20 protein-coding genes are annotated in these 21,728 nt (G+C 68.7%); 13 read left to right on the top strand and 7 right to left on the bottom strand.

Annotated features, from left to right (window positions below):
* Positions 1-106: 106 nt before the first annotated feature.
* From cysS to IEY60_RS18050, 3 genes are all read left to right on the top strand, one after another.
* Positions 107-1,510, top strand: a complete 1,404-nt coding sequence (gene cysS, locus IEY60_RS18040; protein WP_189029725.1) for a cysteine--tRNA ligase — start codon at positions 107-109, stop codon at positions 1,508-1,510.
* Positions 1,510-2,493, top strand: coding sequence for a 23S rRNA (guanosine(2251)-2'-O)-methyltransferase RlmB (rlmB, locus tag IEY60_RS18045; RefSeq protein WP_189029727.1), 984 nt, complete (start codon positions 1,510-1,512; stop codon positions 2,491-2,493). The genes cysS and rlmB overlap by 1 nt, the downstream gene beginning before the upstream one ends.
* Before the next feature lie 231 nt (positions 2,494-2,724).
* Positions 2,725-3,003 (top strand): DUF4190 domain-containing protein, encoded by a 279-nt coding sequence (locus IEY60_RS18050; RefSeq protein WP_189029729.1) that lies wholly within the window; start codon positions 2,725-2,727, stop codon positions 3,001-3,003.
* 3 nt (positions 3,004-3,006) lie between these two features.
* Here IEY60_RS18050 and IEY60_RS18055 read toward each other — a convergent pair whose 3' ends face one another.
* The 5 genes from IEY60_RS18055 to IEY60_RS18075 all read right to left on the bottom strand — a co-directional run bounded on the left by IEY60_RS18055 (position 3,007) and on the right by IEY60_RS18075 (position 7,712).
* Positions 3,007-3,810: an enoyl-CoA hydratase/isomerase family protein gene (locus IEY60_RS18055; protein ID WP_189029731.1), complete on the bottom strand. Its 804-nt coding sequence runs from the start codon at positions 3,808-3,810 to the stop codon at positions 3,007-3,009.
* A gap of 26 nt (positions 3,811-3,836) precedes the next feature.
* A complete protein-coding gene (locus tag IEY60_RS18060) occupies positions 3,837-5,009 on the bottom strand; it encodes an acyl-CoA dehydrogenase family protein (RefSeq protein ID WP_189029733.1) in 1,173 nt (390 codons plus the stop codon).
* A gap of 102 nt (positions 5,010-5,111) precedes the next feature.
* The gene (locus tag IEY60_RS18065; RefSeq protein ID WP_189031188.1) at positions 5,112-5,981 is read right to left on the bottom strand and encodes a metal ABC transporter permease; all 870 of its coding nucleotides are present in this window, start codon (positions 5,979-5,981) and stop codon (positions 5,112-5,114) included.
* Positions 5,978-6,820 (bottom strand): metal ABC transporter ATP-binding protein, encoded by an 843-nt coding sequence (locus IEY60_RS18070; RefSeq protein ID WP_189029735.1) that lies wholly within the window; start codon positions 6,818-6,820, stop codon positions 5,978-5,980. Before IEY60_RS18070 ends, IEY60_RS18065 begins: the two co-directional genes overlap by 4 nt.
* A 7-nt stretch (positions 6,821-6,827) precedes the next feature.
* Positions 6,828-7,712, bottom strand: a complete 885-nt coding sequence (locus tag IEY60_RS18075) for a metal ABC transporter solute-binding protein, Zn/Mn family (protein WP_229739928.1) — start codon at positions 7,710-7,712, stop codon at positions 6,828-6,830.
* 333 nt (positions 7,713-8,045) lie between these two features.
* On the opposite strand from IEY60_RS18075, the gene IEY60_RS18080 reads away from it, so the two are divergent.
* Genes IEY60_RS18080 through IEY60_RS18095 form a run of 4 tightly spaced genes read left to right on the top strand, consistent with a single transcriptional unit; the run spans position 8,046 to position 11,126 of the window.
* Entirely contained in the window at positions 8,046-8,375 is a 330-nt protein-coding gene (locus IEY60_RS18080; protein ID WP_189029737.1) for a WXG100 family type VII secretion target, read from the top strand.
* Positions 8,376-8,383: 8 nt separating this feature from the next.
* Positions 8,384-8,686 carry a WXG100 family type VII secretion target gene (locus IEY60_RS18085; protein ID WP_189029739.1) on the top strand — a complete coding sequence of 101 codons (303 nt, stop codon included), beginning with the start codon at positions 8,384-8,386 and terminating at the stop codon, positions 8,684-8,686.
* Positions 8,686-10,440, top strand: a complete 1,755-nt coding sequence (locus IEY60_RS18090) for a hypothetical protein (protein ID WP_189029741.1) — start codon at positions 8,686-8,688, stop codon at positions 10,438-10,440. Before IEY60_RS18085 ends, IEY60_RS18090 begins: the two co-directional genes overlap by 1 nt.
* Complete coding sequence (locus tag IEY60_RS18095; protein WP_189029743.1) at positions 10,437-11,126, top strand: hypothetical protein; 690 nt, start codon at positions 10,437-10,439, stop codon at positions 11,124-11,126. The genes IEY60_RS18090 and IEY60_RS18095 overlap by 4 nt, the downstream gene beginning before the upstream one ends.
* A gap of 61 nt (positions 11,127-11,187) precedes the next feature.
* Here the strand turns inward: IEY60_RS18095 and otsB are convergent, their stop codons facing one another.
* Together otsB and kstR are read right to left on the bottom strand one after the other, a co-directional pair.
* Positions 11,188-13,758 carry a trehalose-phosphatase gene (otsB, locus tag IEY60_RS18100; protein ID WP_189029751.1) on the bottom strand — a complete coding sequence of 857 codons (2,571 nt, stop codon included), beginning with the start codon at positions 13,756-13,758 and terminating at the stop codon, positions 11,188-11,190.
* 312 nt (positions 13,759-14,070) lie between these two features.
* Entirely contained in the window at positions 14,071-14,685 is a 615-nt protein-coding gene (kstR, locus tag IEY60_RS18105; RefSeq protein ID WP_019044699.1) for a cholesterol catabolism transcriptional regulator KstR, read from the bottom strand.
* 126 nt (positions 14,686-14,811) lie between these two features.
* On the opposite strand from kstR, the gene IEY60_RS18110 reads away from it, so the two are divergent.
* From IEY60_RS18110 to IEY60_RS18135, 6 genes are read left to right on the top strand one after another with little or no spacing between them, the layout of a single operon-like run.
* Positions 14,812-16,932, top strand: coding sequence for an acyl-CoA dehydrogenase family protein (locus IEY60_RS18110; protein WP_189029753.1), 2,121 nt, complete (start codon positions 14,812-14,814; stop codon positions 16,930-16,932).
* Positions 16,933-16,936: 4 nt separating this feature from the next.
* The gene (locus tag IEY60_RS18115) at positions 16,937-18,019 is read left to right on the top strand and encodes an acyl-CoA dehydrogenase family protein (RefSeq protein ID WP_189029755.1); all 1,083 of its coding nucleotides are present in this window, start codon (positions 16,937-16,939) and stop codon (positions 18,017-18,019) included.
* Entirely contained in the window at positions 18,004-19,167 is a 1,164-nt protein-coding gene (locus IEY60_RS18120) for an acyl-CoA dehydrogenase family protein (protein ID WP_189029757.1), read from the top strand. The genes IEY60_RS18115 and IEY60_RS18120 overlap by 16 nt, the downstream gene beginning before the upstream one ends.
* A complete protein-coding gene (locus IEY60_RS18125; protein WP_189029760.1) occupies positions 19,164-20,141 on the top strand; it encodes a bifunctional MaoC family dehydratase N-terminal/OB-fold nucleic acid binding domain-containing protein in 978 nt (325 codons plus the stop codon). The genes IEY60_RS18120 and IEY60_RS18125 overlap by 4 nt, the downstream gene beginning before the upstream one ends.
* Positions 20,138-20,560, top strand: a complete 423-nt coding sequence (locus tag IEY60_RS18130) for a MaoC family dehydratase (protein ID WP_189029762.1) — start codon at positions 20,138-20,140, stop codon at positions 20,558-20,560. The genes IEY60_RS18125 and IEY60_RS18130 overlap by 4 nt, the downstream gene beginning before the upstream one ends.
* Entirely contained in the window at positions 20,557-21,726 is a 1,170-nt protein-coding gene (locus tag IEY60_RS18135) for a lipid-transfer protein (RefSeq protein ID WP_189029764.1), read from the top strand. The genes IEY60_RS18130 and IEY60_RS18135 overlap by 4 nt, the downstream gene beginning before the upstream one ends.
* The last annotated feature ends 2 nt before the right edge of the window (positions 21,727-21,728 follow it).

Here is a 21,728-nt window from a genome sequence, read left to right on the forward strand (position 1 = left end):
GAATTCTCCGCCTGATCAACGCCGCTTCCCGCGCTCGGCGAATCGTTGCGAGCCACGAACCGGCCGGTCATCCTCACGCCCATCCCACCGACTAGGATCGAATGCCGTGACCTTGCGCCTTTTTGACACCGACACGCGGACCCTGCGGGAATTCACCCCGCTGGTCCCCGGCCGTGCCTCGGTGTATCTGTGTGGGGCCACCGTGCAGGGTCAGCCCCATATCGGGCATGTGCGCAGCGGCGTCGCCTTCGACGTGCTGCGCCGCTGGCTGCTCGCGCACGACTACGACGTGTGGTTCATCCGCAATGTCACCGATATCGACGACAAGATCCTGAACAAGGCCGCCGAGGCGGGCAGGCCGTGGTGGGAGTGGGCCGCCACGCACGAGCGCGCCTTCGACTCCGCCTACGAGATGCTCGGCGTCCTGCCGCCCTCGGCCGAACCGCGCGCCACCGGCCACATCACCCAGATGGTCGGGCTGATGGAGCGGCTGATCGAACGCGGGCACGCCTATGCCGCCGACGGTGACGTCTACTTCGACGTGCTGAGCTGGCCGAACTACGGCGAACTGTCCGGCCACAAACTCGACGACGTGCACCAGGGCGAGACCCCGACCCGCGGCAAGCGCGACCCCCGCGACTTCACGCTGTGGAAGGCCGCCAAGCCGGGCGAGCCGAGCTGGCCGTCGCCGTGGGGCCCCGGCCGCCCCGGCTGGCACCTGGAATGCTCCGCGATGGCCGAGTTCTATCTCGGCCCCGAATTTGATATCCACTGCGGTGGAATGGATTTGATATTCCCGCACCACGAGAACGAGATCGCTCAGTCCAAGGCGTCCGGCGACGGATTCGCGCGTTACTGGCTGCACAACGGCTGGGTGACGATGGGCGGGGAGAAGATGTCGAAGTCGCTCGGCAATGTGCTCTCGGTGCCGAATGTGCTCAGCCGGGTCCGCCCGGTCGAATTGCGTTTCTACCTGGGCAGCGCGCATTACCGTTCGATGCTCGAATATTCCGACAAAGCGCTCGACGACGCGGTCGCCTCGTATCAGCGCATCGAGGCATTCGTCCATCGCGTGCTCGACCGGGCAGGCGAGGTCCCGGTCGGTAAATGGACCGACGGATTCGCCGCCGCGCTCGACGACGATCTGGCGATTCCGAAGGCGCTGGCCGAAATTCACCACGTGGTGCACGAGGGCAATCGCGCGCTGGAGGCAGGCGCAGTCGAGACCGCGGCCGAGCTGGCGGGCCAGGTCCGCGCGATGCTCGGCATCCTCGGGGCCGACCCGCTCGACGCGCACTGGTACACCCCCGCCGACAACTCGGCGGCGCTCGACGCACTCGATGTGCTGGTCCGCTCCGAGCTGGATCGCCGGGCGAGCGCGCGGGCGGACAAGAACTGGGCAGAAGCCGATGCCGCACGGGATCGGCTCGTCGCAGCGGGTATCGAGGTCACCGATACCCCGCAGGGGCCGGAATGGTCGCTGGGCGCATCGAGCGGAAAGGCGAACTGATGGCAGGCAATTCACAGCGACGCGGAGCAATCAGGAAGGGCGGCACCAAGAAGGGTGCCGTCGTCGGTTCCGGCGGCAAGCGCCGTCGCGGACTGGAGGGCCGGGGCGCGACCCCGCCCGCCGAGGCCCGCACCAAGCATCCCGCCGCCAAGCGCGCCGCGGCCGCCGCGAAAGCCAAAGCGGCGCAGTCGCGTCCGTCCGGCAAGGCCGGTGTGCCGCGGGTCGGCCGCAAGTCCGACGACGGTCCCGAGTTGGTACTCGGCCGCAACCCGGTGCTCGAGTGCCTGCGCGCCGAGGTGCCGGCGACCGCGCTGTACGTGGCCGTCGGCACCGAGAACGACGACCGGCTCTCCGAGAGCGTGCAGCGCGCCGCCGATCTCGGCATCTCGATCCTGGAGGTGCCGCGCACCGATCTGGATCGGTTGAGCGCCAACGGTTTGCACCAGGGCGTCGCCCTGCAGGTGCCGCCGTACCGCTACGCCCACCCGGACGACCTGATGGACCGGGTGAAGACCTCCGGCGAGCCGGGGCTGCTCGTCGCCCTGGACAACATCTCCGACCCGCGTAACCTCGGCGCGGTCATCCGCTCGGTGGCCGCGTTCGGCGGTCAGGGCGTGGTGATTCCGCAGCGCCGCAGTGCCAGCGTCACCGCGGTGGCGTGGCGCACGAGCGCCGGCGCCGCGGCCCGGCTGCCCGTCGCCAGGGCGACCAACCTGACCCGCACGCTCAAGGACTGGGCCTCGCAGGGCTTCCAGATCGTCGGCCTCGACGCGGGCGGCGACACCCCCCTCGACGAATTCGACGGCAGCATGCCGACGGTCGTCGTCGTCGGTTCCGAGGGCAAGGGCCTCTCGCGCCTGGTTCGCGAGAACTGCGACTCGATCCTGAGCATCCCGATGGCAGGCCCGGTCGAGTCGCTCAACGCCTCGGTCGCCGCCGGTGTCGTCCTCGCCGACATCGCCCGACAGCGCCGTCTGGGCTGAATTTTCTGAGCGCTGGCGCGCTCGAGGTCGCGGCCCCTCGCGTCCCGCCGGTCAGGCACCGTTGCTTGCTCCTTCGTCGCCTGCGCAACGGCGCCTGACCGGCGGGACGGCCGCGACGGCCGCTTCGCGGCCTGCCCCTCCTCGAGGTCGGGGCGTGCTCGGCCAGGTTTGTTTTGCCGCTGCGCGCGTAGTGCGGCGTCAGTGGCCCTCGTGCACAGTAGAATTCGGTGCGTGGCGATACCCAACCAGCCGATCGGTGAGACGGTCGAGCACCCGCAGGCCAACCTGATCCTCGTGCTCGGGCTGCTCAGCCCGTTCTGCTGCGGGATCTTCGGGCCGGTCGCGTGGGTGCTCGGCAAGCGGGCGCTCAATCAGATCGACGAGTCCTACGGCGCGCTGTCCGGGCGCTCCCAGGTGATGATCGGGTACATCGCGGGCATCATCGGCACCATCTTGATGGTGATGTTCGCGTTGCTGTATCTGGCGGGATCCTGCAACGGAAACTTCTGACCGTCAGTCCAGGCTGGGACGTTCCTCGGGGACGTCCCAGGCAGGCCATTCGGTGCTGACGCGGCCCGTCCACTTCGGCTGACGCCGTTCCTTGAACGCGGCCATCGCCTCGCCGCCGTCGACGCTCTTGGCGACGTGGGTGTTGAGCTCGGTCTCGAGCTGCCCGACGACGGCCGGCGTCATGCCGAGGCTCTCCCAGATCAGCCGCTTGGTCAGCGCGACCGGCAGCGGCGCGGGCCCGTTGGCGATGTCGTGGGCGACCGACAGCGCGGTCGGCAGCACCTCGCCCGCGGGCAGGCTGGCATTGGCCAGGCCCATCGACTTGGCCTCGTCGCCGTCGAAGGTGCGCCCGGTCAGCATGATGTCGGCGGCATTGGCCAGCCCGGCCAGCCGCGGCACCGTCCAGTGCGCGTAGCCGTCGGCGAGCACGCCCCGGCGCACCTGGCTGAGCCCGTAGACGGCGTCGGCGGCGAAATACCGCAGGTCGCACTGCAACGCCAGCGCCAGGCCGATCCCGACGGCGTGGCCGTTGACGGCGGCGATCACCGGCTTGCGGACCTGCCACGGCGGCGGATCGAGGGTGGCGCTCACCTCGCCCGCGCGGGCCGACAGATCGGCGCCGGCGCAGAAGGCGGGCGCGGTGCCGGTGATGACGACGGCGCGGATCGCGTCCTCGATGTCGCAGCGGTGCAGCGCGGCGCTCAGCTCGGCCGCCATCTTCTCGGTGACTGCGTTCTGCTGCGCCGGACGATTGAGCGTGAGCACGGCGACCCCGGCAGAGACATCGACGAGCAGTTCCGAACTCATGGGATCGAATGGTAGTGGTAGTGGATTCACTCGCGCAGCAAGTGTCTCCCGATGGCGTACTTGTGGACTTCGGTCGGGCCGTCGTAGAGGCGGAACGCGCGCATGTCCCGGAACAGCATCTCCACGACCGTCTCGTCGCTGATCCCGATCCCGCCGAGCACCTGCACACAGCGGTCGGTGACCTTGAACAGCTCCTCGGAGACATAGGACTTGGCCATCGAGGATTCGTGCCTGGCCTGCTGCCCCTGATCCATCAGCCAGCAGCTGTGCCAGATCGTCAGCCTGCACTGGTGCAGCGCCACCTCGTTGTCGGCGAGCATGAACGACACTCCCTCGTGTTCGCCGATCGGCTTGCCGAAGGCGGTGCGGGTGCGCGCGTAGTCCAGCGCGATGCTCTGGGCGCGTTCGGCCGCGCCGAGCCAGCGCATGCAGTGGGTGAGCCGGGCGGGTGCCAGCCGCAGCTGGGCGTAGCGCAGGGCCTGCCCGGTGCGACCCAGCACGGCCGACGGCGGCAGCGTCAGGTTCTCGAACCGCACCACCGCGTGCCCGCCGACGTAGTTGCGGTCCATCGTGTTCATGATCCGCTCGATGACGATGCCCTCGGTGTCACCGTCGGTGAGGAACAGCGTCGGCCCGGCGGGCAGGTGCGGGTTCTCGGCAAGGAGCGCCATGATGATCCAGGTCTTGGCCCCGTCGGCGCCGGTGATCAGCCACTTGCGCCCGTTGACGACGAAGTTCTCCCCATCGAAGACCGCCTCGGTGCTCAGCTGACCGGGATCGGAGCCGGCGCCGCCGGGTTCGGTCATCGCGAACACCGAGCGCTGCTCACCCCGGATCACCGGCATCAGATACCGGTCGACCTGGTCGGGGTCGGCGATCTTGCCGAGCAGGAACATATTGCCCTCGTCGGGTGCGGCGCAGTTCATCGCGACCGGGCCGAGCGTCGACCAGCCGGCGGCCTCGTAGACGAGCGCCTGCTCGACATGGGACAGCCCGAGCCCGCCGTACTCGACCGGCGCCTGCACCGTGAGCAGCTTCTCCGCCCGCGCCAGTTCGACGAGTTCGGCGCGCAGTTCGTCGGTCGGCCCGTGCGCAGTGAGGCGCGGATCGCGTTCGAACGGAACGATCTGCTCGGCGACGAAGGCCCGAACCCGATCCCGCAGCGTGGCCAGATCATCCGGAACACTGAAGTCGATCATGCTGTGTATTTTGCGCGCGAGCGTGCGCAGGTCGCGGCTGTTTGGGACTATCGTCAGCCCGGAATCAGACGGGTGGCGCCCAGTCGGCCGATCATGACAGGGTCAGCGTGCGCCGGCCAGCTGCCGGTTGCGGTATCCGACGAACCGGCACACCAGGTAGATAGTGAACGAGATCCCGGTGACGAAGGTCGACACCGGGACGCCCGGCGCCAGCGACAACAGCAACCCGCCCACCGCCGACACCTCGGCGAAGATCACCGACAGCACCGTCGCCCGCAGCGGACTCGCGGTCAGCTGCGCGGCGGCGGCGGCCGGGGTGATCAGCAGCGCGAGTACCAGCAGCGCCCCGACGATCTGCACGCCGAACGCGGCGGTGATACCGAGCAGGACCGCGAACACCACCGACAGCGCCCGCACCGGCACCCCGCGCGCGATCGCGACCTCGGGATCGGAACTGGCGAACAGCAGCGGCCGGTAGACCACGGCCAGCACCGCGAGCACGGCCGCGGTGCAGGTGACCAGCAGCGCGAGCCCGTCGTAGCCGACGCTGGCGACCTGCCCGGTCAGCAGCGAGAACTTCGATCCGGCCCGGTCGGGCGCGAGCCACAGGAACAGCACCGACAGGCCGAGCCCGAACGAGAGCACCACCGCGATCACCGAATCACGCTCGCGCGCACGGGAACCCAGCCAGCCGAACAGCACGGCCGCGACCACCGAGCCGGCGATCGCGCCGATCCCGACCCCGACACCGGCCAGCAGCGCCGCCGACGCGCCGGTCAGCGAGAGCTCGCTGGTGCCGTGCACGGCGAACGACATCTGCCTGCTGACGATCAGCGGCCCGATCAGCCCGGCGAGCAGACCGAGCAGCGCGCTGGCCAGCAGCGCCTGCTGCACGAAGTCGTAGCTGAGCAGGTCGGCGGTGGTGCCGATGTCGAACATCTGGTGCAGGACCTTGGTGAGCTTGTCCATCAGGCGGTACCGCCGAGGGCGTCCATGTCGTCGCCGGTCCCGACGACGACCAGCCGGTCGCGCACCCGCAGGACCTCGACCTCGGTGCCGTAGAGCTCCGACAGCGTCGCCGAGGTCATCACCTCGTCGGGCGTGCCGATCCGGAACTCGCCGTCGACGAGGTAGAGCACCCGGTCGACCAGCGGCAGGATCGGGTTGATCTCGTGAGTGACGAACAGGACCGCCGTGTCGTGCTCGCGGCGGCGCTTGTCGACCAATTCGGCGACCAGCCGCTGATTGGCCAGGTCCAGGCTCAGCAGCGGCTCGTCGCACAGCAGCACCGACGGATCGCCGACGAGCGCCTGCGCGACCCGCAGCCGCTGCTGTTCACCACCGGAGAGCGTCTCGAGCGGTGCGTGCGCGAAACTCTGCGCCCCGACCGCGGCGACGGCGGCCTCGACCTTGCGGGCCCGCTCGCCGCGACCACGCCAGCCCAGACCCCAGCGATGCCCGTCGACGCCGAGCCCGACGAGATCGACCCCGCGCAACTGCACCCCGGCGTCGATGGTCTTCTGCTGCGGGACATAGCCGATGCCGGGATTGCCGACATCGGCCTGCTTGCCCGCGACCTCCGCGGTGCCCGCCGTCAGGCCGAGCTTGCCGAGCAGCACCCGCAGCAGCGAGGTCTTGCCGGAACCGTTGGGGCCGAGGACCGCGATGAATTCCCCTGGCGCCACGTCGAGGTCGAGGTCGCGCCAGAGAGTGCGCCCACCGAAGGACAGGGTGGCCCCGCGCAGCCGGATGGCCGCGGTGGCGGACGTCGTCGGCGCGACGGTCAGCGCTGCTTCCTCGGTTGTCGACATGTCAGCCTCAGCGCAATGCCGCGGCGAGCGCCTTGGCGTTCGCGGTCTGCCACTGGACGTAATCCATACCGGCGGGCAAGGTCTCGGTGACCTCGACGACGGCGATGCCCGCGGTCTGCGCGGTGGCGCGCAGGTCCTGGGTGATCTTGTCCTCGGTCTGGCTGTTGTAGATCAGCGCCTTGACCTGCTTGCCGGTGATCAGGTCGCGGGTGGCGGCGACGGCGGCCGGGGCCGGGTCGGTCTCCTGCTCGATCGCTTCCTGGAACTCGTGCGGGGTCTTGTCCTGCGCGGTCGCGGCCACCAGCAGGTAGTGCGCGAGCGGCTCGGACTGGGCGACCGGCGCGTTCGGATGCTGGGTGGCGATGGTCCCGGTGATGGTGCTGACGCCGATCAGCTGGTTCTTGAAGGTGGTCGCCCGCTCGGTGTAGGCGGCGGAGTTGGCGCTGTCGAGCTCGCCGAGCTGGGCGGCGATCCGGTCGGCCACGGCGGCGACGGTGCTGACGTCGTACCAGACGTGCTCGTTCTCGTCGCTCTTGTCGGCCCGCTGCTCGAACGCCTCGACGGTCCGCTTGTCCTTACCGGAGATCGCCTTCTCGATGAACTCGTCGTAGTGCCCGCCGTTGAACACGACCAGATCGGCATCGCTGATCTTGGCGGTATCGGTGGCCGAGGTCTCGAACGAGTGCGGGTCGGCGGCGGGGTCGCTGATGATCGAGGTGACCTGGATATCAGGTCCGGCGACAGCGGTCGCGATGGATCCCCACACATTGGTGGAGGCCACGATCGACAGGCCGTCGGAATCCTTCGAGCCACTACCGCAGGCGGTGAGCACGACCGTGGCCGCCACTCCCGCCGTGAGACCGGCACACACGCGGGCGAATCGACTGTTCACGCAGTACTCCTGGCCGTACTCGATCAGGCAGGCTGTGCCCTAGATCATAATGGAAACCGTTACCGTTTTACTTTAGCAGGAACGAGTACCCGGTACGAACCACACCGAAAAGCCGGGCTCGAGTTCGAGCCCGGCTTGTCGAGACCGGCAGCCCCCGCCGATGAGCTGGTATGCCTCCATGGGTCAGGCGGCGCACGGGGGCACCCCCTCTTGCTGGGCAGGCTGTTGTCGTGTCTGTAGCGGTAGGCCGTTGCGCCGCTGCGCAATTCAGCCTCAGCTGCGGTGAAATGCGAGGTCGTCCGGGTCGATCCGCTCGCGATACCATCGCGGACTATGAGCACCCCAGGGGGAGAGAACGGGGCCATGTCAGTGGTCCCCGCCGGCGTCCGTGACGTCGGCAACTACGTCTACGGCCTCGCTGACACATTGCGCCAGGCTCTCGACGCTGCCAGCAGTGAAGTCGAGTCCTGCGTCGGCGGGAGTTGGGCAGGCGCCGCAGCAAGCACCTTCGCGACCGGATGGTCCGAGACCCGAGAAGGCGGCCTGCTGATCATGACCGCTCTCACCACGATGGCCGAGAAGCTCGGCGTGACGGCCGAGACCTATACCCAGCGAGACGAATCCAACTCGGAGCTGCTACGCAATTTCAGCCTGAACCTCTAGGAGTCGTTGTGGCAGCCGAATTCAAGGTCGACCTCGACCATCTCGACCAGATTGTCATCAAGCTCGCCGGCCTTGCCGGCTTCGTCGCGGACCACCTGGACGTCATCGACGACAAGGTAGCCGAATTGGTGGGCACCGGCTGGGAGGGCGTGGCCGCCGAGGCCTACCGAGTAGCCCATGCGCAGTGGGTAACCGGCGCCCGCGAATTCGCCGAGGGCATCCGCGATATGAGTACTGCGGCCAGTGCCGCGCACGGCCACTACACCGCCGCGATCGATGTCAATGCCCGCATGCTTGGCGGTGGTCGCTGATGTCCCCACTGGCGGTCGACGCGAACGTGTACTACGAGGCGGCGAAGAAGCTAACCGACTTGGCCGACGAGATCGGCACCGCTGTCACGCGCGACCTGGCTCCCGGATTGACGTCCACTGCTGGAATGGGCGGAAATTATCCGGCGGTCGTCGCCTGGTGTACCGCCTACTACATGCACGCCAGTGAGCTGCGCACGGTCGTGCAAACCTATGCGGGCGCACTGCGCCACTTCGGCGAGATCCTCAACTCCGCTGGATACAACTGGGATGTGGCCGAATATAATGCGGATCTGAATCCGGACAAGGGCGCTGCACCGTCGCATCCGGTCCGTGCCGGAGTCGGCTCGGGAGGGGGCGTCAGTTTTCCGGAGATTCCGGTCGCTATCGCAGACAACGGTGCGGGCATGGTAATCACGTCCGCTGGACAGGGTGCGAACTCGCGGCGGGGGACCCCGAACGGTCGCGCTGATGCACTCGCCACCGCCGGCACCGCTTGGCATGGATTTGCCAATAGTTATGAGCTGGCGGGCGCGGGCGCGGCGCTCCAAGCGGTGCGTGATTCGTTCACCGGTGTGCAGGCACCCGAAGCGCCCGATATCCAGGATGCGCTGGCAGCGCTCCGTGGTGGAGCCGAGCAGATCCGCACGGTTGCCACGGCTCTCGCATCCGCGGTCCAGGCGCATCGCGACAATCTCGTCGAGGCGAGGAGCCACCTCGCCTCAGCTGCGGCAGGGTCCTTCCCGGATCATCTCGATGCCCAGGTAACGGCAACATCGGACAACACCTCGGTCAACATCTCGGTTGCTGCGGACTTGAGCGCGGACGACATCGCCGAGGCTGAGGGTCTCCTCGACGCCGCAGCGCGCGGCACCACATTGTTCACTGTCCTCGGGTCGATCGGCGTCGGGAACCGGGGATTTGTCGACTCGAATGCGTTGAACAGTCTTGCGACGCTAAAAGCGATCAACGAATTGCCGCTGCTTGTGGAGACGGGAAACCAGGATTCCAATACCGCCCTCATTGACGACCTGGAGAATATGGCTACCTGGAACACTCCGCCGCCGACATTGACTGCTGTCGACCTCAGTGCGTTGGACGCATACGGCCCGCAGATGAAGACTTGGGCGATGCTTTCGGTGCAATACGGCAACGAAGCGGGGGTCGACCCCAGGATGGTCCTTGCGATGGCGTTGCAGGAGGGCGCACCCCTGCGGTCAGGACTCGGAAGCACCTTCTACGAAGACCTGTCAGGCGGTCCGTCGACCTATCATCCCCGTGAAGGAGGCATTGGCGCGGGAACCATGTATGACGAATTCCGCAAGGATACTACCGACCTCAGGGAATGGCAGGAGGGTCGTCCCGATGGGGTAGGAAATTCGATCGGCCTGACAAACATGAAGGAAATCCAGTTCGACCAAATAAAACAGAAGTACCCATCGCAGTTCGAGGGTCAGGAATGGTCGGATCTTGTCGGAAACGACGAATTGGCGCTGAAGGCTACTGCCTACAACTTGAAGTTGCTGACAGACGATTCGGCTTCGCATGCAACTGCTGATGTCCGGGCCAGTCAGCCCTTGAACCAATTCCTCAGCTCCAGTTACAACGCGCTCGGGGTGGTGGACCGCTCGCGATCGGTTGCCGAGGGCGATACCTTCACTGACCACGAGGTAGAACACGGAAGCAGCACTGTAAAGCCCGGCGGAACATTCGCGTTGGCGGACACAATCCTGCGCGGAACGGGAGCCTACCGGTGAAATCGGTGATTCTTGCACTTGCCTTCCTCGCAGCGCCGTTGTGCTGGCTGCTGGCGGCACGCACGCCCCGGCTCCGGCTCGGTGTGGGGGTGCTTCTTATTCTCATCGCCGTGGCAGAGTTCGCCGTCGCGGACAGCTGGTTGCTTCCCGACTTGGCGACTACAACCCTTGCCTCGCTGGTAGTGGTTCACGTTGTGGTCTTGATTGCTGGATTCGTTGCCGATGCGGCGGCCGGCAGGCGGCGGTCCGGGTCGGTCGTCGTGGGCCTGATCCTGGGGTGCGCGTACTGCCTCGTCGCTCTGGTGATGACCTTGATGATGGTCGTCGCGCTGGGTGGGGAGCGTTCTTCGGTGCCGCCCAGCGACATCCTGTCGCCCCTACCGCCAGGCCTCACGATAGTCGCGGACACCGATATGGGCTGCCATTACGGCAGTTCCTCGATGTTCTGTGATCGGGAGTTCCGTATCGGGAGTGCAGACGAGGCGTCTGCCCGTGAAGTCGCGATGAAGATGGTCCAGCATCTCCAAGATGTGGACAAGTGGCAACTGGCCTACGTCGAGAATCCCGGCTGGTGGAGCGGCACCCGCCGCGAGGGTTGGGGGCTCGACCGCAGCACGATGCACGTGTGGGTAAAAGTTCGGAACGACCAGACCTTGGTGACGTTCGGAGATGAGGCGAGGAACTGAGGGCCGCGCCTGGTCCGATGGTGGGCCAGGCTCAGAGGAGCCCGGCCCACCATGCCGGTAGTTACACCAGTACGTCGGCCGGCTGGCTCAACAGCTGGGCGCAGCGCAGCAGGCCCAGGTGGCTGTAGGCCTGGGGGTGGTTGCCCAGTGAGCGTTCGGCGACCGGGTCGTACTCCTCGCTCAGCAGGCCGGTCGGCCCCGCGGCCGCGACCAGCTGGGCGAACAGCGCCTCGGCGTCCGAGCGCCTGCCGATGAGCAGGTACGCCTCCACCAGCCACGCGGCGCACAGGTGGAACCCGCCCTCGCCGCCGGGCAGGCCGTCGTCGTGGTGGTAGCGGTAGACCGTCGCGCCGCTACGCAATTCGGCCTCGGTCGCGATGACCGTCGCGGCGAAACGCGGGTCGGCCGGATCGATCAGCCCGCTCAGCCCGATGTGCAGCGTCGCGGCGTCGAGATCGGTGCCGTCGTAGGCGGCGGTGTAGGACTGCACCTCGTCGTTCCAGCCCTTGGCCTTCACCTCGTCGGCGATGGTGTCGCGCAGCAGCGCCCACTCGGGATCGGCCGGGCGGTCGAAGCGCTCGGCCAGGGTCAGCGCGCGATCGATCGTCAGCCAGCCCATCACCTTCGAGTACACGTGGTGACGCGGGTTGCCGCGGATCTCCCAGATGCCGTGATCGGGCTCGGTCCAGCGCCGCTGCACCGCCGACACCATCGCGTGCACCAGCTCCCAGTCGGGGTCGGGCAGCGCCCTGGACGGCTCGATGATGCCCTGGCGTTCCCGCTCGTGCGCCATCGAGGTGATCAGGTCGACGATCGGCCCGAACACATCCAGCTGCACCTGCATGTTCGCCGCGTTGCCGACACGCACCGGCCGCGAACCCGCGTAACCGGGCAGCAGATCGATGACGGCCTCCGGCGGCAGTGTCTCGCCGTAGATCGTGTACAGCGGGTGCAGCCGCTCGGGGCCGGGGATGGTGTCGAGGACCCGGTGCGTCCAGCCGAGGAACTCCTCGGCCTCGGTCAGCGAGCCCAGCGTCACCAGCGCCTGCGCGGTCAGCGACGCGTCACGCAGCCAGCAGTACCGGTAGTCCCAGTTGCGCACGCCGCCGATGTCCTCGGGCAGCGAAGTCGTCGCCGCGGCCAGGATCGAACCGGACGGGCGGTGCACCAGCCCGCGCAGGGTCAGCGCGGAACGCTTCATCAGATCCGGCTTGAGCGGCGGCAGCTGCAGGCCCGCCGCCCACTGCGACCAGTACTGCTCGGCCAGCTGACGGCGCTGGTGTTCCGGCGTCATCGACGGCGCGAGATCGGCGGTGCCGCAGCGCAATTCGAGTACGACGGGGGCGCCGGACGGGTCGACCACCGCGCGCGCCTGCTCGTTGGTGCCGTCGGAGAGGATCTCCCACTGCACGCCGGGTGAGCGCAGCACCATCGGATCGTTGGTGCCGCTGACCCGCAGCCCGTTCGGCACGGATTCGATGCGCACCGGCACCTGGCCGAACTCCGGCCGCGGCGCGAACGTGACGACGGCCTTCGCGTCACCGGTGATCACGCGGGTCAGATCGGTGCGGTCGGGGGCGACGTCGTGCGGCAGGTAGTCGGTGACTTGCAAACTGGCCCAGCGGGTTTGGACGGTCATCGTGCCGTCCACGTACCGCTGCGACAGCGGCAGACCCGCCCGCTCCGGCGCCACGGTGAAATGCCCCGCGTTGGCGCCGCCGAGCAGGTGTGCGAACACCGCCGCCGAATCCGGCTCGGGATGGCAGAACCAGGTGACCGTCGCGTCCGGGGTGAGCAGCGCGACCGAGCGCGGGCTGGCCAGCATGGACAGCCGCTCGATCCGCGGCGCGCTGGCGCCGGCCAGCCAGGTGCGGCGTTCCTCCACCAGGAAAGCCAGCGCCCGAGCCACGTCCTCGGTCGAATCGACCCGCAGCTTGGCCAGGCTCTCGCCGTCGCCGACCTTGATCCCGACATCGGGGCCGGAGAGGACCCGGAAGGCCTTCTCGTCGGTGACGTCGTCGCCGAAGAACACCGCGGCCGACGCGCTCTCCTGGTGCCGGATGGTGTCGAGCGCGGTGCCCTTGTCGGTGGGGATCACCGCGAGCTCGATCACCGCCTTGCCCTCGGTCACCTGAACGCCGACCCAGCAGGCCGGGCCCTGGCGCACGGAATTCAGTGCGCGCCTGCCGATCTCGGGGCTGGCATTGCGCACGTGCAACGCGGCGCTGGCCGGCTTCATCTCGACGGCGACGCCGGGGTTCTCGGCGGCGATCTGGGTGAATGCGGAGTTGATCTCCGTCAGCAGTTGCTTGGCGTCGTTGTCGATCGCGTGCACGAAGCCGACGTCGAACTCCGAGCCGTGACTGCCGATCAGCTGCACCTCGACCGGCAGGCGCGACAGCGCCGCCAGATCACGTAGTGCCCGACCGGAAATCACCGCCGCGGTCGTGTTCGCCAACCCCGCCAGCGCGCGTAAGGCGCTTACCGATTCCCGTTGGGGAAAGGCTTTGGCGGGGTCGGACACGATCGGGGCGATAGTCCCGTCGTAGTCCGAGGCAACCAAGAGCCGTGGCACGCGCGCAACCGACGCCAGTGCACGGCGGACTTCCAAGGGCAGATCCTGTGCGCTCACGCATCCAACCTAGTGATGGGAGGAGTTGATCAGGGGGCGCGAAAAACAATACTGCGTCAATTTTGCCGCGCGAGCGGCGCGGCGGGTTGTGCGCTCGAGTGTCGGCCGGCGGCTCGCGACCACGTCGCTAATTCCGGGCCTTTCGCCCATCGGGACAGGCCCTGTTCGCCGAGCTCATCGCGCCCGCCGGCCCGGTGGCGACGCCCGCGTGGCTGGTAGATGCATGGTTCCGCATATGCGACGTCGACTATGCATCTTCCAAGGGGAAGACGCACAGCCGACGTGTGTCAACAGCTGTGGGGGATTTGTCGTCTATCCGCGATCGCCCAGCAACAGGTCGACGGTGAGCTCGAGTCGTTCCGTGACGTCGGTCGCTGACGCGCGCCGGGTGAGCCACGCGACGAGGTTCGACAGCCACACGTCGGAGATGACCCTGGCGATGGCGAGCTGGCGCTCGTCGGGCTCGCCGTCGCTCATCGCGCGGGCGAAGACGCGGTCCATCACCTTGCCGACGCGATCGACCTCGGCCGCGGCGGAGGCGTCGGCGAACATGAACGCGCGCGTCATGGCCTCGGTGAGCAGCGGGTCGCGCTGCATCATCCGGGTGATCTGGGTCAGCAGGCCGTGCATGCGCTCGGACGGACCGTCGCCGGGTAGTGGCCTGCGCTTGCCTTCGAACTGCTCGAATTCCCTGGCCAGTGCCGAGACGAGCAGGTGCACCTTGGACGGGAAGTAGCGGTAGAGGGTGCCGACGGCGACGTCGGCCCGCTCGGCGACCGCGCGCATCTGGACGGCGTCGTAGCCGCCTTTGGACGCCAGCGCCAGGGTGGCGTCGAGGATGCGCTTGCGGCGCTCGCGCTGGGCGTTGGAGCTCAGTTCGTCCTCGGACAGTGTCGTCACGGTGGGCGTGGGGGCCGGACTGTCCATCGTGGAAACCCTTTCGCTGCGTGCGCCTGAAATGTCCGCCCAGTGTAGGTCTCTTGACTTACACCCGGCCCGGATATTAGAACATGTTCTAGGAGTGGGAGCCACGCCGGAAGGGCGGTTTTTCTTGTGACCATCGCCACCACTGACGAGCATAAAGCCGCCGCGGAGTCGCTGCGGGGCTGGGCGAGTTCGGTCGCGCCGATTGCAACAATGCGGGCCGGCGGTGCCGGAAGCTGGCACCAGTACTGGCCCGCGCTGACCGAGTTCGGCCTCTTCGAGGTCGCGCTCGACGAGGAGCACGGCGGATTGGGCGGCACCGCCGCCGACCTGGCCGTGCTGCTGGAACAGACCGCCGACGACCTGGTCGGCGGTCCGGTGCTGGCCACCGCCCTGGCCGGGTTGATCACCCAGGGCGCGGTGACCGGCGGTGCGCCGTGCGGTGTCGCCGTGCCGGGCGAGCAGCCGACCGCGACAGCGGTCGGTTCGGACGGCGACGGCTGGACCGTCACCGGCGCCTGGGACTACGTCTACGGCGCCGACAAGGACACCCAGGTCCTGGTGCCGGCGAGCACACCGGACGGCACCCGCTGGCTGCTGCTCTCGCCCACGGCGGTGACGATCACGCCGCTGCCGAACGCCGACCACACCGTGCCGCTGGCCCGGGTGGAGGCCGCCGGGGTCGCGGTGTCGTCGAGCTTCGCGCCCGAGGCCGACGTCACCGACCTGTTCGTCGCACTCGCGGTGGCCGAACTCGCCGGCATTGCGGGCTGGTGCCTGCGCACCGCGGTCGACTACGCCAAGGTCCGTGAGCAGTTCGGCAAGCCGATCGGCAGCTTCCAGGCGATCAAGCACATCTGCGCCTGGATGCTGTGCCGCACCGAGCTGATCCGCGCGGTCGCCGCCGACGCGGCCGCCGCCATCGACGAGGGCGGCGCCGAACTGCCGATCGCCGCCGCCGTCGCCGCGGCCGCCGCGCTCGACGCCGCGGTCGACACCGCCAAGGACGCCATCCAGGTCCTCGGCGGCATCGGCTTCACCTGGGAACACGACGCGCACTTCTACCTGCGCCGGGCCAGCTCGCTGCGTCAGCTGCTCGGTGGAACGGCGCGCTGGCGGGCCAGGGTCGCCGAGCTCACCAGGGCCGGGCAGCGTCGCACCACCGGCGCCGAGCGCGTCCTCGGGGACGCCGCGGGCGATTCCGCGCTGACCGCCGAGATCGCCGCCATCGCAGCGCTGGCGCCGGCGGAGCAGCAGCGCGCACTGGTCGAGGGCGGCTTCGTGATGCCGCACTGGCCGAAACCGTATGGGCGCGAAGCCGATCCGATGACCTGCCTGCAGATCGCCGAACAGCTGCGCCGCGCCGACCTGGAGACCCCCGATCTCGCCGTCGCGGGCTGGGCGGTGCCGACGCTGCTGCGCTTCGGTACTCCGGAGCAGATCGAACGGTTCGTCTGGCCGACCCTGCACGGCGAGGTGACCTGGTGCCAGCTGTTCAGCGAACCGGGCGCAGGCTCGGACCTCGCGGCCCTGCGCACCACGGCCGAGAAGGTCGACGGCGGCTGGGTGCTGCGCGGCCAGAAGGTGTGGACGTCGCTGGGGACCATCGCGAACTGGGGCATCTGCCTGGCTCGCACCGATCCCTCCGCGGCCAAGCACCGCGGGATCAGCTACTTCCTGGTCGACATGCGCGCGGCCGGCGTGCAGGTACGCCCGCTGGTCACCATCACCGGTGAGGAACGCTTCAGCGAGGTCTTCCTCGACGACGTCTTCGTGCCCGACGACGGACTGGTCGGCGCGCTGAACAACGGCTGGAAGATCGCGCGCACCACCCTGTCGGCCGAGCGGGTCGCCATGGGCGGCGGCGGTATCGGCGGCGCGCTGGAGGCGCTGCTGGACCGTTTCCCGGTCGGCGGATGGGGAACTGAACTGCGTGAGGACCGCTTCGGCGACCTGATCACCTCCTCGATCGCCGGCTCCTTGCTGGAGCAGCGGATCGCGGTGGCGACCATGGCCGGAGTCGACGCGGGCGCCCAAGCCAGCGTCCGCAAACTCGTCGGTGTCCGGCACCGGCAGGACCTGGCGGAGTACGCCCTGGAGCTTTCCGGCCGAGAAGGCTCCCTGGAAAACGAAGCCCTGAAAGAATTCTTGCTCACACGCTGTCTCTCCATCGCGGGCGGTACCGAGCAGATCCTGTTGACCGTGGCCGCCGAACGGATTCTCGGCCTGCCGCGCGATGCGGACAGTTAGCTCGATGAGGGAGGACGCCGTGGACTTCACCCGCGACGAAAGCGCCGACGCAGTAGCCGAGGTGGTCGTGAGCCTGCTCGAACGTGAGCGGGCCCGAGATATGGAATTGTGGCCGAGCCTGATCGACTCCGGCCTGCTCGCGGTCGCCGTGCCCGAGCAGTTCGGCGGCGACGGCATGGGCCTGCTGGAGGTGTCGGCTCTGCTCATGGAGCTGGCCACCGACGCGGTGGCGGTGCCTGCGCTGCCCACCTTCGGGTTCGGCGTGCTGCCGCTGCTGCCCTCGCTGTCCGAGGAGCTCGCGGGGCGCGTGGTCGCCGAGGTCGGCAAGGGCACCGTGCTCACCGCCGCGCTCAGCGAGCAGGGTGCGCCGTTCACCACCGCGCCGAGCACCAAGGCGGTCCGCGACGGTGACACCGTGCGGATCACCGGCCGCAAGGTCGGCGTGCTCTACGCCGAGCAGGCCCGCTGGATCCTGGTGCCCACCGACGCCGGTGTGGCGCTGGTGGAATCGGTCGCGCCGGGGCTCCGGATCATCCCGGTCGCCGGTTCGGCGGGCATCCCGGAGGCGACACTGGTCCTCGACGAGGTCGAGATCCCCGCCGACCAGCTGCTGCCAGCCGACGTGCTGCCCCGGCTGCACCGCTACGCGCTGGCCACCATCGGCGCGGTCGCCGACGGCCTGCTCAAGGGCGCGCTCACGCTGACCGCCGAGCACGTGCGCACGCGTGAGCAGTTCGGCAGGCCGCTGGCCGAGTTCCAGGCGGTGGCCCAGCAGATCGCCGACCTGTACGTGGTCTCGCGGACGCTGCACGTGGCCGCGGAATCGGCGTGCTGGGCGCTGGCCCAGGACGACTCGTCGCCCGAGCATCAGAGCCGCGTCGACGAGGATCTCGAGGTGCTCGCCTACTGGGCGGCCGCCGAAGTTCCGCGCGCCATGCAGAAATGTCATCACCTGCACGGTGGACTTGGCGTGGATATCACCCACCCGATGCACCGCTACTACTCACAGGCCAAAGACCTCGCCCGTCTGCTCGGCGGCGCGGGCCTGCGCCTCGACCTTCTGGGAGCAAGATGTTCATCGATCTGACCGCCGAGCAGCGGCGGTTGCGCGAAGAATTGCGTTCCTATTTCGCCGATCTCGTGACCCCGGAGGAAGCGGCCGCGATGGCCGTCGACCGCCACGGCGACGCCTACCGCGAGGTGGTGCGCCGGATGGGCCGCGACGGCTGGCTCGGTGTCGGCTGGCCGAAGGAGTTCGGCGGCCAGGGCTTCGGCCCGATGGAACAGCAGATCTTCTTCAACGAGGCGGTGCGCGCCGATGTGCCGCTGCCGCTGGTGACGCTGCTGACCGTCGGCCCGACGCTGCAGAAGTACGGCACCGACGCGCAGAAGCAGAAGTTCCTGCCCGGAATCCTGTCCGGTGACATCCATTTCGCGATCGGCTACTCCGAACCCGAAGCGGGCACCGACCTCGCCGCGCTGCGCACCACCGCGGTGCGCGACGACAACGGCGACTGGATCGTCAACGGCCAGAAGATCTTCACCACCGGCGCGCACGAGGCCGACTACGTCTGGCTGGCCTGCCGCACCGGTTCGGTGGAGTCGCGCCACCGCGGCATCACCATCCTGATCGTCGACACCAAGGACCCGGGCTACTCCTGGACCCCGATCATCACCTGCGACGGCGCCCACCACACCAACGCCACCTACTTCGACGATGTGCGGGTGCCGGCGGAGATGCTGGTCGGCGAGGAGAACCGCGGCTGGCGCCTGATCACCACCCAGCTCAACCACGAGCGGGTCAGCCTCGGCCCGTCGGGCAAGATCGAGCAGCTCTACGACCGCCTGCACGACTGGTCGGCGCAGCACCAGCTGCTCGGCGAGCCCGAGGTGCGCCGTGCGCTGGGCCGGGTGCGAACCATGGTGCGGCTCAACGAGTTGCTGAACTGGCAGGTCGCCGCCGCCGACCCGGCCGCCGCGCAGAACACCGTGATCGCCGACGCCTCGGCCACCAAGATCTTCTCCACCGAGTCGCTGCAGGAAGCGGGCCGGGTGGTCGAGGAAATCGTCGGGCGCTACGGCGATCCCGCCGAGCTAGGCACCGCCGAGCTGCTCGGCTGGCTGGACCGGCGCACCAAGCAGAACCTCGTCGTCACCTTCGGCGGCGGCGTCAACGAGATCATGCGCGAACTGGTCGCCTCCGCCGGCCTGGAACTGCCGCGCGTCCCCCGATGAGCAAGGAGCAGGGCGTGCCGGAAAGCATCACCCCCGAAGACATTCCAGAAGCGCTGTCGAAGCTGGCGGCCGCGGGCGAGTCCGCACCGCGGGCCGGGCGCGACCCGGTGAACCGGCCGATGATCAACAACTGGGTCGAGGCGATCGGCGACACCAACCCGATCTATGTCGACGCCGACGCCGCCAAGGCCGCCGGTCACCCCGGCATCGTCGCCCCGCCCGCCATGGCGCAGGTGTGGACGATGAACGGCCTGCACGGCGTGCGCGCCGCCGACGATCCGCTGGGGCTGGCGACGCAGCTGCTCGACGAGGCGGGCTACACCTCCGTCGTCGGCACCAACTGCGAGCAGACCTACCACCGCTACCTACAGCCGGGGGAGGAGGTGACCGTCACCAGCAGGCTCTCGGAGTTCAAGGGCCCCAAGCGGACCGGGCTCGGTGACGGCTGGTTCCTGACCTTCGCCACCACCTGGTCCGTCGGTGACGAGGTGGTCACCGAGATGCTGTTCCGCATCCTGAAGTTCGCGCCCGCCGCGCTGGAAGCGGCCGCGCCGGACGCGGGCGACATCGCCCTCGCGCCCGCCGACCGCGTCGGTCCCGTCATCTCGAAGGACACCGAATTCTTCTGGGCCGGTACCGAAATCGGCGAGCTGCGCATCCAGCGTCTGCCCGACGGTTCGCTGCGGCACCCACCGGTCCCTGCCCTGTGGCAGGACAAGGCCGAGACCACCGACTACGTGGTCGCCGCGGGCACCGGCACCGTGTTCAGCTTCGTCGTGCACCACGCGCCGAAGGTGCCCGGTCGCGACCTGCCGTTCGTCGTCGCCCTGGTCGAACTTGACGAGGGCGTGCGCATGCTCGGTGAGCTGCGCGGCATCGAACCGGGTGAGGTCGCCATCGGCGTGCCCGTCCGCGTCGCCTTCGAAAAGCTCGCCGACGGAACCGTTCTGCCCTACTGGGAGGCCGCGCTGTGACCGCCACCACCGAACCCACCGCCGTCGCGGTTGGCACCACGCTGCCGGAGCTGGTGATCCACGCCGATCCCACCTTCGTGATCAGTACCGCCCTGGCCACCAGGGACTTTCAGGACGTGCACCACGACCGCGACAAGGCGGTCGAGCGCGGTTCCAGCGACATCTTCGTCAACATCCTCACCGACACCGGCCTGGTGCAGCGTTTCGTCACCGACTGGGCGGGGCCGCGCGCGCTGGTGAAGTCCATCGCGCTGCGATTAGGCGTGCCGCTGTATTCCGGTGACACGCTGACCCTTTCGGGCACCGTGACCGACGTGTCCGGCACGCTGGTCACCCTCGATGTGCGTGGTCGCGACAGTCTCGGCGAGCACATCACGGCCACCGCGGTGATCGCCCTTCCCTCATTGGAGAACTCATGACGGGCCTGTCCGGGCAAGCCGCCATCGTCGGCATCGGCGCCACCGACTTCTCGAAGGATTCCGGCCGCAGCGAATTGCGTTTGGCCGCCGAGGCCGTCAGCGCGGCGCTGGCCGACGCGGGCCTCACCCCCGCCGACGTCGACGGCCTGACCACCTTCACGATGGACACCAACACCCAGGCCGCCGTGGCCAGGGCGGTCGGCATCCCGAGCCTGAAGTTCTTCAGCCACATCGGTTACGGCGGCGGCGCTGCCTGCGCGACCGTGCAGCAGGCTGCCATGGCGGTGGCCACCGGCGTCGCCGATGTGGTGGTCGCCTACCGCGCGTTCAACGAGCGCTCCGGCGCCAGGTTCGGCCAGTTCTCGCCCGCGCTGGCGGCCGCGCCGACGTCGTCGGGCATCGACGCTGGCTGGGCCTACCCGCAGGGTCTGGGCACTCCCGCCGCGCAGGTGGCGATGGTGGCCCGCCGGTACATGCACGTCACCGGCGCGACCAGCGCAGACTTCGGCGCCGTCGCGGTGGCCGACCGCAAGCACGCCGCGGTGAACCCGAACGCCTTCTTCTACGGCAAGCCGATCACCCTGGAACAGCACCAGGATTCGCGCTGGATCGCCGAACCGCTGCACCTGCTCGACTGCTGCCAGGAGTCCGACGGCGGCGTCGCCATCGTGGTCACCAGCGCCGAACGCGCCCGCGACCTCCCGCAGCGCCCCGCGATCATCGCGGCTGCCGCCCAGGGCAGCGGCGCCGACCAGTACGTGATGACCAGCTACTACCGCGACGCCATGACCGGCCTGCCGGAAATGGGCCTCGTCGGTGACCAGCTGTGGGCGCAGAGCGGCCTGACCGCCGCCGACATGCAGGCCGCGATCCTCTACGACCACTTCACCCCGTTCGTGCTCATGCAGCTCGAGGAGCTGGGCTTCTGTGGCCGCGGCGAGGCCAAGGACTTCATCGCCGACGGCGCCATCGAGATCGGCGGCAGGCTCCCGCTCAACACCCACGGCGGTCAGCTGGGCGAGGCCTACATCCACGGCATGAACGGCATCGCCGAAGCCGTCCGCCAGATCCGCGGCACGTCGGTCAACCAGGTCGACGAGCTCGAGCGCATCCTCGTCACCGCGGGCACCGGTGTCCCCACCTCGGGCCTGGTGCTGACCGCCTGACC

Source organism: Nocardia rhizosphaerihabitans (assembly GCF_014646295.1).
Lineage (GTDB): Bacteria > Actinomycetota > Actinomycetes > Mycobacteriales > Mycobacteriaceae > Nocardia > Nocardia rhizosphaerihabitans.

Bases quoted from the DNA above. Each gene is read 5' to 3' on its own strand.
- rlmB (WP_189029727.1), top strand. From the start codon at position 1,510: ATGGCAGGCAATTCACAGCGACGCGGAGCAATCAGGAAGGGCGGCACC.
- IEY60_RS18055 (WP_189029731.1), bottom strand. From the start codon at position 3,810: ATGAGTTCGGAACTGCTCGTCGATGTCTCTGCCGGGGTCGCCGTGCTC.
- IEY60_RS18060 (WP_189029733.1), bottom strand. From the start codon at position 5,009: ATGATCGACTTCAGTGTTCCGGATGATCTGGCCACGCTGCGGGATCGG.
- IEY60_RS18070 (WP_189029735.1), bottom strand. From the start codon at position 6,820: ATGTCGACAACCGAGGAAGCAGCGCTGACCGTCGCGCCGACGACGTCC.
- IEY60_RS18080 (WP_189029737.1), top strand. From the start codon at position 8,046: ATGAGCACCCCAGGGGGAGAGAACGGGGCCATGTCAGTGGTCCCCGCC.
- IEY60_RS18090 (WP_189029741.1), top strand. From the start codon at position 8,686: ATGTCCCCACTGGCGGTCGACGCGAACGTGTACTACGAGGCGGCGAAG.
- kstR (WP_019044699.1), bottom strand. From the start codon at position 14,685: ATGGACAGTCCGGCCCCCACGCCCACCGTGACGACACTGTCCGAGGAC.
- IEY60_RS18115 (WP_189029755.1), top strand. From the start codon at position 16,937: ATGAGGGAGGACGCCGTGGACTTCACCCGCGACGAAAGCGCCGACGCA.
- IEY60_RS18120 (WP_189029757.1), top strand. From the start codon at position 18,004: ATGTTCATCGATCTGACCGCCGAGCAGCGGCGGTTGCGCGAAGAATTG.
- IEY60_RS18125 (WP_189029760.1), top strand. From the start codon at position 19,164: ATGAGCAAGGAGCAGGGCGTGCCGGAAAGCATCACCCCCGAAGACATT.
- IEY60_RS18135 (WP_189029764.1), top strand. From the start codon at position 20,557: ATGACGGGCCTGTCCGGGCAAGCCGCCATCGTCGGCATCGGCGCCACC.